The sequence below is a fragment of the Arthrobacter sp. StoSoilB13 genome (assembly GCF_019977255.1).
Lineage (GTDB): Bacteria > Actinomycetota > Actinomycetes > Actinomycetales > Micrococcaceae > Arthrobacter.
In genome coordinates, this window is record NZ_AP024647.1 from 1,188,269 (window position 1) to 1,201,355 (window position 13,087).

A 13,087-nucleotide genomic window follows, 5' to 3' on the forward strand; every position below is an offset into this window, starting at 1 on the left:
TCCCCCGCTACTTGGTGGTGATGATGTCGAAATCGGCGCCCAGGCCAGCGAGCTTCTCCGTAAAGCGCTCGTATCCACGGTTGATGATATCGATGCCTGTGACCCTGGAGGTGCCGGTCGCGGCCAAAGCTGCAATGAGGTGGCTGAAGCCGCCACGAAGATCGGGGATGTCAATCTCGGTCCCCCGCAGCGGCGTAGGACCGGAGATCACTGCGGAATGCAGGAAGTTCCTCTGGCCGAAGCGGCAGGGAACACTGCCAAGGCACTCACGGTGGACCTGGATGTTTGCACCCATCCGGGCCAGGGCATCGGTGAAGCCGAAACGGTTCTCATAGACCGTCTCATGCACAATCGACACGCCCTCCGCCTGGGTCAAAGCCACCACCAGGGGCTGCTGCCAGTCAGTCATGAAGCCTGGGTGCACATCCGTCTCCAGGACCAGCGGGGAAAGCTTGCCTCCGGGGTGGTAAAAACGGATGCCGTCATCACCAATGTCCATGCCGCCCCCCACCTTGCGGTAGGTGTTTAGGAAGGTCATCATGTCCCGCTGTGAAGCACCTTCAACAAAAATGTCGCCACGCGTAACCAACGCGGCCGAGGCCCAGGACGCAGTCTCGTTCCGGTCCGGAAGCGCCCGGTGGTTGTAGCCACCAAGGTCCTTGACACCCTCGATGCGGATGGTCCGGTCAGTCTGGACACTGATGATGGCGCCCATTTTCTGCAGCACGGCGATGAGATCTATGATCTCCGGTTCGGTCGCAGCCCCGCTGAGTTCCGTGATTCCTTCCGCGCGCGTAGCGCTCAGCAACACCTGCTCGGTTGCGCCCACTGATGGATAGGGAAGGGAGATCTTGGCGCCGTGCAGTCCGTTGGGTGCGGAGATGTGGATGCCGCCCGGGCGCTTTTCCACAACGGCGCCAAACTGGCGCAGGACGTTCAGATGGTAGTCGATAGGACGGTCGCCAATCTTGCAGCCGCCAAGGTCCGGAATGAAAGCCTCTCCGATCGCATGGATCAGGGGGCCGCACAGCAGGATCGGGATGCGTGAATCGCCGGCATGCGCGTCAATGGCGGTGCTGGATGCCGTTTTGGCATCCTTCGGATTCAGTGTCAGATCACCCGTATCGGGGTCCTTGACCACAGTCACCCCGTGGAGCTTCAGCAGGCTGGTAACAACCTCCACGTCCTTGATTTCCGGCACGTTCCGAAGCACTGATGGTTCGCTGCCCAGCAACGCCGCCACCATGGCCTTGGGCACAAGGTTCTTGGCACCGCGAACGGTCACCCGCCCTGTCAACGGGACGCCACCGCGGATTGTCAGAACACTACTCATCTATACCGGTTTCCTCACGACTACTCGCCCCCCATACTTACAAAGGCTCCAGCTAAGCATAGAAGCTCGGGTTACCTAACCGAAATGGAGCTGCCCCGTGCCGGGCAGATCCTGTATCCACCAATCCTCCGAAAAAAAGACCGGTGAGCCCACCCTGGGGGCCCACCGGTCCTCGTTCCGCAGCATTCAGCCGCCGGGGAATTCGTCAGCTTTTCGCCGGAAGTGTCTTCGGCTTGAACGAGGGCCTTGTGGCCTCGTAGGCGGTGATGTCTTCTTCGTGCTGGAGGGTGAGGCCGATGTCGTCGAGCCCTTCCAGGAGCCGCCACCGCGTGTAGTCGTCGATCTCGAACGGAGCCACGACGTTGCCGCATTCCACCGTCTTGGAGACCAGGTCCACCTTGACCTCAGTGCCGGGAGCGTTCTCCAGGATCTTCCAGATGAGTTCGATGTCATCCTGTGCCACCTGGGCTGCCAGCAGTCCCTGCTTGCCTGAGTTGCCGCGGAAAATATCGGCGAACCGTGAGGACAGCACAGTTTTGAAGCCGTAGTCCTTCAATGCCCAGACAGCGTGCTCACGTGAGGAACCCGTCCCAAAGTCCGGGCCGGCCACCAGCACGGACCCGGCCTTGAACGGGGGCCCTGGTTGAGGATGAACGACTCGTCCTTGCGCCATGCGGCGAAAAGGGCGTCTTCGAAGCCGGTGCGCGTGATGCGCTTGAGGTAGACCGCCGGAATGATTTGGTCGGTATCCACATTGCTCTGGCGCAGCGGAACGCCGATGCCGGTGTGGGTAGTGAATGCTTCCATGGGATCCTCCTAGACTGCGGTTCCGGTCAATGTGCCTGCAGAAGCCGGCTCAAGGTCCGACGGCGAGCTCAGCGTTCCGCGGACGGCTGTCGCGGCAGCCACCACGGGAGAGACAAGGTGCGTACGGCCGCCCTTGCCCTGGCGGCCCTCAAAGTTGCGGTTGGACGTTGAAGCGCAGCGCTCCCCCGGCTCCAGTTGGTCCGGGTTCATGCCCAGGCACATCGAGCAACCGGCGAAGCGCCACTCGGCTCCGAAATCCTTGAAGACTTTATCCAGGCCCTCGGCTTCGGCTTCGAGCCGGACACGGGCGGAACCCGGCACCACGAGCATGCGGATATCCGGGTCCTTCTCGCGGCCGCGGATGATGTCGGCGGCAGCACGAAGGTCCTCGATGCGGGAATTGGTGCAGGAACCCAGGAAGACGGTATCCACGCGGATGTCTTTCATGGGGGTGCCCGCCTCAAGGCCCATGTACTGCAGCGCGCGCTCGGCGGCAGCCTTGGCGTTCTCGTCGCCGAAGTCCTCCGGGGACGGAACCTTGGCTGACAGCGAAACGCCCTGGCCGGGGTTGGTGCCCCAGGTGACGAACGGCTCGAGGGTGTTCGCATCGAGGTCCACTTCGACGTCGAACGTCGCGTCGTCGTCAGTGTGCAGCGTGTTCCAATACTCGATGGCGGCGTCCCAGTCGGCGCCTTCGGGCGCATGCGGACGGCCCTGCATGTAGTCGTAGGTGATCTGGTCCGGAGCCACCATTCCGGCACGCGCGCCGGCTTCGATGGACATGTTGCAGATGGTCATCCGGGCATCCATCGACAGGGCCCGAATGGCAGAGCCGCGGTATTCCAGGACGTAGCCCTGGCCTCCGCCGGTACCGATCTTGGCAATGACGGCCAGGATGATGTCCTTGGCGGTAACTCCCGGGCGCAGCGTCCCCTCGACGTTGATAGCCATGGTCTTGAACGGCTTCAAGGACAGCGTCTGGGTTGCCATGACGTGTTCCACTTCAGAGGTTCCGATGCCCATGGCAAGTGCACCGAAGGCGCCGTGCGTGGAGGTGTGCGAGTCGCCACACACCACGGTCATGCCCGGCTGGGTCAGGCCCAGCTGCGGACCCACGACGTGCACGATGCCCTGCTCCTTATCGCCGAGCGAGTGCAGGCGGACGCCGAATTCCTTGCAGTTGGCGCGCAGCGTTTCAATCTGCGTGCGGCTGGTGAGGTCCGCGATGGGCTTGTCGATGTCCAGGGTGGGAGTGTTGTGGTCCTCCGTGGCAATGGTGAGGTCGGTGCGTCGCAGCTTGCGGCCGGCAAGGCGCAGCCCCTCGAAAGCCTGCGGTGACGTCACCTCGTGGACCAGGTGCAAGTCAATGAAAAGAAGGTCGGGCTGGGCATTGGCTCCTTCGCCTTCACCCTTGCGCACAACGTGCGCGTCCCAGACTTTCTCGGCCAGTGTCTTTCCCACGGCCTTGCTCCCTTCACTGAAGTTGGATGTTCTTCATCCGCTGAACTGTTCTTCGAACCACTGAACTCTTCCAACCACTGAAGCAGCACGGTTGCAAAATAGGCCAGTGAAACAACTTGCATCTCAGATATTGAGACGGCAATATCATTACATGGACAATTCTAGTGGAGTCGGGGTCATTGATAAAGCGGCCCAAGTACTCGATGCCCTCGAGGCCGGGCCAACGACACTTGCGCAACTTGTAGCGGCCACGGGCCTCGCCCGGCCCACCGTTCACCGGCTCGCGCTGGCCTTGGTCCACCACCGGCTGGTCAGTCGCGACATCCAGGGACGCTTCGTTCTGGGCAGTCGCCTGGTGGAGCTCGCATCCGCGGCTGGCGAAGACCGGCTCATCGCCTCTGCCGGGCCGGTACTCATCCAGCTGCGGGACGCTACCGGCGAGAGCGCCCAGATTTTCCGCAGGCAGGGCGATTGGCGCGTATGCGTTGCCTCAGCGGAGCGTCCGATCGGGCTGCGCGATACCATTCCGGTGGGAACCCAGCTGTCCATGAAAGCCGGCTCGGCCGCACAGGTCCTCCTCGCCTGGGAAGACCACGACCGCCTGCTGGAAGGATTGCAGAACGCCCGCTTTACGCCCACCGTCCTGGCAGGAGTACGACGCCGGGGCTGGGGTCAAAGCCTGGGCGAACGCGAGCCAGGGGTCGCCTCGGTTTCCGCTCCGGTCCGTGGACCCTCCGGAAGGGTCATAGCCGCGGTTTCCATTTCAGGTCCGATTGAGCGCCTCACGCGCCAGCCAGGACGATTGCACGCCGAGGTCGTCTGCAATGCCGCCCGGGTACTGACAGAGGCTTTGCGCAAGAACAACGACTAGACCTGCCGTCATTGAAGGGGGACGTCCATGACCACCTACGCAGTATTCCTTAGGGGCATCAACGTCAGCGGGATCAACATCAAGATGGCCGAACTGAAATCAGCACTTAAGGGCTACCCATTCTCTGACGTCAAGACGCTGCTGGCGAGTGGAAACGTTGTCCTGAAGAGTGATTTGAGCATCAAGGATGTCAAGGTCCAGTTCGAAAAGTGCCTGCGTGAATCCTTCGGCTACGACGCCTGGGTTGTTGTCCTCACTGCTTCGCGGGTAGCCGAGCTCGTGGATGCCTGCCCCTACCCTGCCGACGACAAGGCCACGCACAGCTACATCACCCTCACCTCCGATAAAGCCATGCTTGACGAACTCTTTGAGGCCGGAGAGGCCCTTGGTGGCGTGGAACAGGTGCGGCTTGGACCGGAAGCTTCCGCATGGTTGGCACCCGCCGGAGGAACCTTGGCCAGTCCCTTCAGCAAACTCTCCGCCAAGCCGCGGTACAAGGCCAGCACCACAACGCGGAACCTTCGGACGTTGATCAAAGTCAAGGACGCTGCGGCCGCTCTCTAGAGGTATCCCTATCCTTTACGCGCGGCTTTCAAGGCTGCATTGAAGGCACCCAAACGGGCAATCTCCACCTCCACCGGCTCCACGATGCGCCGCTCAGCTACGCCTGCTATTGCCACTGTGAGCCTCTTGGCCACGCCCTTGGCGCGCACCCGCGCGGCCCAGCCGCCGATGATTCTGCCGAAGATGGCCAGAACGATCCCCAGAACCACACCACAGGCCACCATCAACGTGGGCCAAGGCCATCCCTCGGTCCTCGGCACCTCCGGAACGGGCATTTGGAAATAGCCGAGCGCAGCCAGGACCCCAAGCCAACCGAGGCCACCAACTGCCAGGAGAAGCGCGATCCACTGGAGTGAGTTGAACAACAACCACCAGAACGGACGTTTTGACGTTTTGAGATCCGTCCCGGCGATGGCTTGGTCCAGGGCATCCGGCAGTTGCTCGCGGCCTTCCCTGGCCACGCCACGGATGGACGCCCGCCACGGGCCAGGTGCGCCTTCAGAAGCCTCATCCACAAAATCACGCACGGCGGCATCTGTCCTCGCACGTTCGGGTGCGCCGGCTACCGGCAAGGAAGTCCGGTTGAGCTCGGGCCTGGTGTCCTGCCTGCCCAGGTTCAGCCTCCTCAGGGGATCCGGCCGGAAGCGCAGCAACCAGCGCGTCACGGGCCATCCCGTCCTCCGCGCCGATTCCCTCTTGAAGGATCGCGCTACCGCATCAACCACCACAGATACGTTGGCCGCCGTCGACAATTCAGTGGCGAGCTTGGCCTTGGTGCTTGCCTTGATGCCGCGGGCCTCGCCTGCACCCGAAGCCAGGGACAGTTCGGCTGCAGCCTTGGAGACATCGGCAGCCAGGCGTTTTGTGGTTGCCTCCCGCTGGGTCACGACGTCCCGGATGGCACCACGGACGGCGTCGATGCCTTCGCCGGACAGTGCCGAGGCGCCCAGGACGCGAACGTCCGCCAGACCGTCGCGCTCCAGGATTCCTTTCAGGGAATGAAGCACATCAGCGGTGTCCGCGTCATTGAGCTTGTCTATTTGGTTGAGGACAACAAGTGTGACTGCTCCATGGGAGGCCATCGGGCGCAAGAAGTCGTTGTGCACGGCGGCATCTGCATACTTCTGCGGGTCCAGTACCCAGACCAGGACATCCACCATCCCGACCATGCGCTGGACTACCTCCCGGTTCTCCACTTTCGTTGAGTCAAAGTCGGGAAGGTCCAGCAGGATCAGGCCGCTCTCCGCAGTGGCCAGGCCCTGGGAGCCCGGGCAGGCTGTGGCGCTCCTGCACTCCGAGCCAGTCCAGCAGCGGCCCACTTCCTTCCTCGCCCCAAATTCCCGCCAACGGCGCGGACGTCGTGGGTCGACGGGCTGCCGCGGTTGCCAGATTGCTGCTGGATACGGCATTGAACAAGGAAGACTTGCCACTTCCTGTGGCCCCGAAGAAACCCACCACCGTGTGTCCTGCCGACAACGAGCGCCTGGAAGTTGCCCGCTCAAGGACCTCATACACGGATTGCAGATCCTGCTCGGGCAGCACTCCCTCGGCCAGTTCCCGTGCTGTGTTGAGCGCTTCGAGCCGCCGCTGGAGTTGGGACGATTCCCGGATTTGGCTGTGCCGGCTCATGCCGCCCCTGCCAGGCGACGGAGTGCCTTGGCATGGCGGGCGAGGTCCATATCGCCATGAACGGTGCCAGGCTCCAAACCAGTGGCCTCCAGCCTGCTGAGGAACCTGTTCCGCTCTTCCTCGAGGAGGCGTTGGCAGGACGTGTGAAGATCGGCCCTGGCCTGCTGGGCAAGCCGACGGACGGCATCCTCACCGAAGACAGCTTCAAGGAGCTTCTGCCCCACCACAGCCGTTCCCCCGGCAATGCCTATCTCCAAGCCGGTCAAACCGGCAGTCATGGAGAAAACCACCACCATCAGTGCTGCGCCAAGACCGTTCACGCCGAAGGAGAGCCAACGGGCCTGCGTGCGCTTTTCCTGACCTTGGGTGCGGATCAGTTCCATGAGTCCTTCCTGCCAGGAGCGGATGGCGGCCGCGGCCTTCGCGTCAAAGCCAGGACTGGTTCCTGAAAGATCTGCGGCACCCAGGAGTTGACGGCCTGCCGCATCCGAGCGCCAGCGCCTGTCGACGTTTTCTGCGGCATTGGCGGCCTCATCGAGAATCACCGCTTGCAGGCCCGTTTCGATCGCCGTTTCGACTTTTACGGCCGGCGCAGGTTCACCCCTGAAGAATGCTCCGATCCGGTCCCGCATGCGCCCGATGTTCTGCTCCAAGGCCCGGAAGAATTCACCCGTTCCCACAAAATCCTGCCATCGTGCCAGCACTTCGCCGCGGAGCAGCGCACCGTCCTTGGTCGCGTCCAGAATCCGCAGTAGGGCGTCGTCGTATTCGTGAACGCAGACGGAGCTCAGCTCATGGGCCGCAGCATCCTGGGCCGCAGCCGCAGCTGCAATAGCTTCAAACCGGGCGCTCACCGCTTTGATGGCTCCGTTGAGCGTACGCCTTGCAACGTCCGCTCGTCCGGCAGCGTCAGCGGCAAGGCCGGCAAGCCAAAGTCTCAGCCCACTGACAGTTTCGGGCGGCAGCATTCCCAAATCATCCAAACCACTTTCGTGCACCACAAAGAGTTCTGCAGCAGCCAGGCCCTGACGATCCAACATCGCCTTCAGGTCCGTCCGGACCTCTTCCTCCGCTGCCGGTGGCACGCGGTCCAGCACCACGGCGACCGTGATGTCCCGCGAAGCCGCATCCAGGAGCAGGCGCCACGGGACGGCGTCGGCGTATCTGTTTGCCGTGGTGACGAACACCCAAAGGTCCGCTGCGGCGAGGAGCTGACCTGCCAGCCTCCGATTGTTATCGGAAATGGAGTCAACGTCCGGCGCATCCAGAATCGCCACGCCCGGGGGCACATGATCGGAACCCACGAGCACCAGGGACGTGATTGCCTGGGCATCCGGTTCGACCCCGGCTTGATTTGACGGCAATGGTTGCGCAGGGACGCTACCCCTGATTCGCTCCAGGTTGGGAAGTATGCGCTGGCCCTCAAACCACTCGCCATCCTGCGGATGGTGGAGGAGGATCGGCTGGCGCGTTGTCGGTCTAATAGCTCCGGCACGGGTGACCGGGTAGCCTACCAGCGCATTAACCAGCGTCGATTTACCGGCGCCAGTGGAACCTCCTACGACGGCCAACAGCGGCGCGTCCAGGCTGCGGTACCGGGGAATCACGTAGTCGTCGAGCTGCGCGAGGGTCTCCCTGATCAAGCGCCGACCGGCTTCGGCGTCGGGCAGGGCGAGTGGCAAGGTGATGCCGGCCAGTTCGTTGCGGGCCGCTTCAAGGGTGTTGACAGCATCAGCCTGTGCTTTATTGGCGACAGGGCTGGTCCCTGCTCTTGGCGGCTCTTCATGTGCGGTCACAGCATCATCATGCCAGCCCAAAGACTGTCCGCGGGTCATAAGGAGCGCGGGAATGTCGGGGCGCCAACCCGGAATGCCGGCTCATGACCACAAATGCGCTTGAACCAAAAATTCCCCCGGAACCAAAGTTCCGGGGGAATTGTTTGTGACCCCAGCGGGATTCGAACCCGCGTTACCGCCGTGAGAGGGCGGCGTACTAGGCCGCTATACGATGGGGCCTTGCACTTTTTTGTCACCGTTTCCGGCGAACAAGCTGAATGAGTATTTCATACTTTCAGCTCTCTTCCAAATCGGCGAAGCGATCTGGAATTCTGATTTTCCGCTGCAATAGCGCGGAATTTCAGAGCTGGGATACCAGGACTCGAACCTAGAATGACGGTACCAGAAACCGTAGTGTTGCCAATTACACCATATCCCAAAGTGACTTTCGGACCGGAGTTCGTCGCCGTGGTTTCCCTTGGCTTTTCCCTCCGTGCCCCTCAGCACGAGTAATGACTCTACCGGAGTCTTGCCACCTGCACAAATCGCGAAGCCGTTACCTGCATCACACGGATGTCAGGCCGCAGAAGGTGCCCTCATCAGCAGTCTCGACAACGAATCCACCTGACGCCCGGCGAACTCTTCGACTTCTTCCCCGGTCCTGTTGAGCCACACGCCAATCAGGCCGGCCGCAGTTGCGCCGTCAGCATCAAGAAGCCGGTTGTCCCCAACGTAGAGAGTCTCGCCTGGTTCTGTCCCCAGAAGCCGCACGCCCTCCAGATAGATGGCAGGATGCGGCTTCGGCACGCCCACCGTATCCGTTCCTACGAGGATCTTGATCCTGGACAGGCCCGCGCCATCCAACTTGGCCCGTTGGTAGTCATGAACGTTGTTGCTGACGGCACCGTAGGGAATGTCCGCAGCGTCGAGCGCATCCAGCACACCAGCTACGTCGTCGAAAGCGCGCACGTATGCCGTTTGCCGCTGATGGTAGTCAGCAACCCACGACTGCGATTCCTCACCGTCTCCGAGCTCCACCCCAAAGTGGCCCAGGGCCGCCCGGCCCCTCAAAAGGCGCTGCTCATTGAAGGTCAGTTCGCCAGCAAGGTAGCGGTCATAGAAATGCGTTGTTTCGTGCGTGAAGATGCGGCCGAACTTCACCCACCCGGCCTGGTCAAGGCCGGGCAGGAGATGCTCGCTAACATCACGCAAAGCCGTTGTCATGGCGTACTCAAGGTCCACCAAGGTGTCATCGATGTCGAACAGAACACCGCGGATAGTTCCGAAGGAGCTTTCAATAGCCATGACCGTTGCCGCTTAGCCCCGGAACGCGCGAACGCGGGCCAATGAAGAATCCTTACCCAGGATCACCATTGACTCGAAAAGCGGCGGAGAAATACGTCGGCCTGAAATAGCGGTGCGCACCGGCCCAAAGGCAGCTCGGGGCTTGATGCCCAGATCCTCGACCAAAGCCTGTTTAAGTGCCGTCTGAATGTTCTCAGCGGTCCAATCCTCTATGGGCTCCAACGCAGCAAGTGCCGCGTCAAGCACTTCCTGCAGGTTCTCCGGGAGCCCCTTGCGGGCGTCGTCGGCAACATCGATCGCGTCGTCCGCCTTGAAGAGGAAGGCCAACATTTCAGGGGCTTCGCCCAACAGGGTAATACGTTCCTGAACCAGCGGAGCCGCCTCAGCGAGGATCTCCTCCTGCCGGGCGGTAAGGATCTCCCCCACGAAACCTGCAGCCCGGAGGTACGGGACGAGCCGTTGCTTGAAATCCTCCGGCTCGAGCAGGCGCACATGGGTCCCGTTGATGGCCTCGGCTTTCTTCAGATCGAAGCGCGCAGGGTTACCCAGGACATCGTGGATGTCGAAGTTGGCAACAAGCTGCTCCACCGTGAAGATGTCCTCGTCCGCGCTCAGCGACCAGCCCAGCAGGGAAAGGTAGTTGAGCAGGCCCTCAGGGATGAAGCCACGCTCGCGGTGCAGGAAGAGGCTGGATTCCGGATCCCGTTTGGAAAGCTTCTTGTTTCCCTGGCCCATGACGTAGGGCAGGTGACCGAATTCCGGCATGTACTCCGCCACGCCGATGGCGTAGAGAGCCCGGTACAGTGCGATCTGCCGGGGCGTGGAGCTCAGGAGGTCCTCCCCGCGAAGGACGTGCGTGATGCCCATGAGGGCATCGTCCACCGGGTTCACCAGCGTGTACAGCGGAGCACCATTGGCACGCACAACCGCGAAGTCAGGCACGGAACCGGCCTTGAACGTGATTTCCCCGCGGACGAGGTCCTTGAAGGTCAGATCCTCATCCGGCATGCGAAGGCGCAGCACGGCTTCCCGGCCTTCGGCCTTGAACTGGGCAAGCTGTTCCTCGGTCAGGTGGCGGTCGAAGCCGTCATAGCCCAGTTTGGGGTCGCGGCCGGCCGCCCTGTGGCGGGCTTCGATCTCTTCCGGCGTGGAGTATGACTCGTAGACATGTCCCCCGGCCTTGAGCTTGGCGATGACGTCCTGGTAGATACCTCCACGCTGTGACTGGCGGTATGGCTCATGTGGGCCGCCAACCTCGACGCCCTCATCCCAGTCGATGCCGAGCCACTTCAGCGCATCCAGCAGCTGATGGTAGCTCTCCTCGCTGTCGCGGGCAGAGTCAGTGTCCTCAATGCGGAATATCAACTTGCCACCGGTATGGCGCGCATAAGCCCAGTTGAACAGGGCGGTGCGGATGAGGCCAACGTGCGGCGTTCCCGTAGGCGACGGGCAGAAGCGCACGCGGACTGGAGTCTCGGCGTTGACGGCAGGGATGGCGCTGGAGGCAGCGCTGGACGCAGAAGCAGTAGTCATAGTGCTTCAACTTTACCGCTTGATATCGGCCCGGTTCCCCGCCGGAAAGGCTCGACGACGGCACGCGCCTTTCGTACGAAAGCCGCGTGCCGTCGTCGGGCCCTATGCTCTGGTGCGGCCGCTAGCGGCGAACCACGGGGTTGGACAAGCGCCCGATGCCTTCAATCTCCACTTCGAAGCGGTCGCCCTCATTGACCAGGCCCACGCCGGCAGGCGTCCCGGTCATGATGACATCGCCCGGAAGGAGCGTAAAGGCCTGGGAGACGATCGAGACGAGCTCGCGCACGCCGCGAATCATCTGGTTGGTGCTGCCGTCCTGACGAAGTTCACCATTGAGCCGGCCCTGGATGGAGAGGTCGTCCGGATCAAGTTCAGTTTCGATCCACGGGCCGAGCGGAGCGGAGGTGTCAAAGCCCTTGGCGCGGGCCCACTGGAGGTCGGTCTTCTGCACGTCACGGGCCGTGAGGTCGTTTCCGCAGGTGTAACCAAAAATGACGTCGTCGGCGCGTTCCTCGGGGACGTCCTTGCAAATACGGCCGATGATGACGCAAAGCTCCGCTTCGAAGGAGACTTCATCAGAGAACTCCGGGAGGATGATCGGATCGTTTGGCCCGATGACGGAGGTGTTCGGCTTAAGGAAGAGCAATGGATGCTGCGGAACCTCGTTGCCCAGCTCAGCAGCATGCTCGGCAAAGTTACGCCCAACGCCGATCACCTTACTGCGCGGAATGATCGGGGCAAGGAGCCGGACATCCTCAAGCTTGTGCTTCACGTGGGTACGTTCGACGCCATTGAAGAAGGGGTCGCCGTTGATGACAGTGATTTCCTCACTACCGGGCTCGCCTTCAACAACGCCATAAAGGGGATCAGAATCAACTACAAACCGGGCGATACGCATGGGCTCAAGCCTACCTTCCGGCGCATGGACGTTTGCCCGCTAACCGCGAAGGTAGTCCAATTGCGCTGCGACCGACGTCTCAGCTGCCCACCTGACTGAAGGGTCGACGTCGGGATACACCGCATCAGTGACTGCGGCAATCGGCGCATCCTGGCCGAGCTGTGCCAACGCAGCCCTGATCTGGTCGAGCCGCTGCTGGCGGTGTTCGCGGTACTCGCGGCATTTCACGTCCAGGGCTGCAAGCACCGGTCCGTGGGCGGGAAGGAGCGTAGCCGGGCCCAGGGATTCGAGCCTGTCCAGACTGGCAAGGTAATCGCCCAAGCGGCCATCGGGGTAGTCCAGCACAGTGGTGCCACGGCCCAGGATGGTGTCACCCGTCAGAACGGAGCCTGTGGGACCGTCCTCGGGGAGGTGGAAGCACAAGGAATCCGACGTGTGGCCCGGGGTTGCCAGGACACGGATCTCCACGCCGCCGGCATGGAGCACTTCGCCGTCCACGAGAGGCTCGCCACCGTGGCAGTACTCCGCGGCAGCAGCCCTGACGGGAGCGCCTGTCAGTTCATGGAATCTGGCGGACGCTGCAGTGTGGTCAGCGTGCCGGTGCGTAATAAGCACGACGTCCACCACCCCGGGCCGCTGCCAGCTCAGCCAGGTGCCCCTCGTCTTCCGGACCGGGATCCACGACGGCAACATGGCCCGAATCCCCCGCGCTGATGACGTAGGAGTTGGTGCCATCCAGGCTCATCGGGCCCGGGTTTGGTGCCAGCCGGAAGCGGGTGAGGGTGCTGCTCTGCTGCAGCGCAGAGGTGTAATCGCCGGAAGGTGAGTCGCTGAAAGGTGAGTCGCTGGAAGTCCCCATGGATTCTGAAGTCACCGTCCCATCTTGCACCACTTCCGATGCTCGCTCACAT

Annotated in this window: 8 protein-coding genes, 2 tRNA genes and 3 pseudogenes; 2 read left to right on the forward strand and 11 right to left on the reverse strand. The window is 62.2% G+C overall.

Annotated features, from left to right (window positions below):
• Window positions 1-7: 7 nt before the first annotated feature.
• From murA to leuC, 3 genes and pseudogenes are all read right to left on the reverse strand, one after another.
• The gene (gene murA / locus LDP01_RS05630; protein ID WP_224090824.1) at window positions 8-1,333 is read right to left on the reverse strand and encodes a UDP-N-acetylglucosamine 1-carboxyvinyltransferase; all 1,326 of its coding nucleotides are present in this window, start codon (window positions 1,331-1,333) and stop codon (window positions 8-10) included.
• A 205-nt stretch (window positions 1,334-1,538) separates the two neighbouring features.
• Window positions 1,539-2,140 (reverse strand): annotated as a pseudogene (leuD, locus tag LDP01_RS05635) (3-isopropylmalate dehydratase small subunit).
• A gap of 9 nt (window positions 2,141-2,149) precedes the next feature.
• Window positions 2,150-3,601 carry a 3-isopropylmalate dehydratase large subunit gene (gene leuC, locus LDP01_RS05640; RefSeq protein WP_224090825.1) on the reverse strand — a complete coding sequence of 484 codons (1,452 nt, stop codon included), beginning with the start codon at window positions 3,599-3,601 and terminating at the stop codon, window positions 2,150-2,152.
• A 151-nt stretch (window positions 3,602-3,752) separates the two neighbouring features.
• Here leuC and LDP01_RS05645 point away from each other — a divergent pair, with 151 nt between their 5' ends.
• Entirely contained in the window at window positions 3,753-4,472 is a 720-nt protein-coding gene (locus LDP01_RS05645; protein ID WP_014922101.1) for an IclR family transcriptional regulator, read from the forward strand.
• A gap of 27 nt (window positions 4,473-4,499) precedes the next feature.
• Window positions 4,500-5,036, forward strand: coding sequence for a DUF1697 domain-containing protein (locus LDP01_RS05650; protein WP_224090826.1), 537 nt, complete (start codon window positions 4,500-4,502; stop codon window positions 5,034-5,036).
• Window positions 5,037-5,044: 8 nt separating this feature from the next.
• Here LDP01_RS05650 and LDP01_RS05655 read toward each other — a convergent pair.
• The 8 genes and pseudogenes from LDP01_RS05655 to LDP01_RS05690 form a co-directional block, all read right to left on the reverse strand.
• Window positions 5,045-6,665, reverse strand: a pseudogene (locus LDP01_RS05655) (GTPase).
• On the reverse strand, window positions 6,662-8,500 hold the full coding sequence (locus tag LDP01_RS05660; protein ID WP_527249056.1) for a dynamin family protein: 1,839 nt from the start codon (window positions 8,498-8,500) through the stop codon (window positions 6,662-6,664). Before LDP01_RS05660 ends, LDP01_RS05655 begins: the two are co-directional and overlap by 4 nt.
• Window positions 8,501-8,607: 107 nt before the next feature.
• Window positions 8,608-8,680 (reverse strand) — tRNA-Glu (locus LDP01_RS05665).
• A gap of 127 nt (window positions 8,681-8,807) precedes the next feature.
• Window positions 8,808-8,879 (reverse strand) — tRNA-Gln (locus LDP01_RS05670).
• Between the two features lie 137 nt (window positions 8,880-9,016).
• Window positions 9,017-9,745, reverse strand: coding sequence for an HAD family hydrolase (locus LDP01_RS05675; protein WP_224090828.1), 729 nt, complete (start codon window positions 9,743-9,745; stop codon window positions 9,017-9,019).
• A 12-nt stretch (window positions 9,746-9,757) separates the two neighbouring features.
• The gene (gene gltX, locus LDP01_RS05680; protein WP_224090829.1) at window positions 9,758-11,278 is read right to left on the reverse strand and encodes a glutamate--tRNA ligase; all 1,521 of its coding nucleotides are present in this window, start codon (window positions 11,276-11,278) and stop codon (window positions 9,758-9,760) included.
• A 121-nt stretch (window positions 11,279-11,399) separates the two neighbouring features.
• Window positions 11,400-12,176, reverse strand: coding sequence for a fumarylacetoacetate hydrolase family protein (locus tag LDP01_RS05685; protein ID WP_224090832.1), 777 nt, complete (start codon window positions 12,174-12,176; stop codon window positions 11,400-11,402).
• Between the two features lie 39 nt (window positions 12,177-12,215).
• Window positions 12,216-13,035, reverse strand: a pseudogene (locus tag LDP01_RS05690) (MBL fold metallo-hydrolase).
• Window positions 13,036-13,087: the final 52 nt, after the last annotated feature.